Raw genomic sequence first — 324 nt, forward strand, 5'->3', positions numbered from 1 at the left:
GTCGTCATTGATGAGGAACACCACGCCCAGCTCGCGGCACAGGGGCGCCAGGGCGCGCGCCTGCTCGGCGCGCACCGCGTCGGGCACGTCCTTGCGGCGCAGTTGCAGCGCCCGCATGCCGCCCTCGGCGGCCTGGCGCACCGCGCGCATCAGGCGCTCGGTGTCGTCCCATTCGGGGGTGACGCCGTACAGGCCGGCGGGAAAACGCAGGGCTTTCATTGCGGTTGGATCCGGTTGGGAATGCGCCGGCCCATGCCCGGCAGGAAGCTGGCGGCGACCGCCGCGTCGGCGTGGGCCAGGCCCTGGCGCACCGCCTCGGGCATT

1 protein-coding gene is annotated in these 324 nt (G+C 73.8%); it reads right to left on the reverse strand.

The features are described 5' to 3' along the window. A partial coding sequence (locus tag SB751_RS29070) for a thiamine phosphate synthase (protein ID WP_410748917.1) occupies window positions 1-219 on the reverse strand: 219 nt, incomplete at its 3' end. Window positions 220-324: the final 105 nt, after the last annotated feature.

The organism is Cupriavidus sp. SIMBA_020, from assembly GCF_046535395.1.
GTDB classification, from domain to species: Bacteria; Pseudomonadota; Gammaproteobacteria; order Burkholderiales; family Burkholderiaceae; genus Cupriavidus; species Cupriavidus campinensis.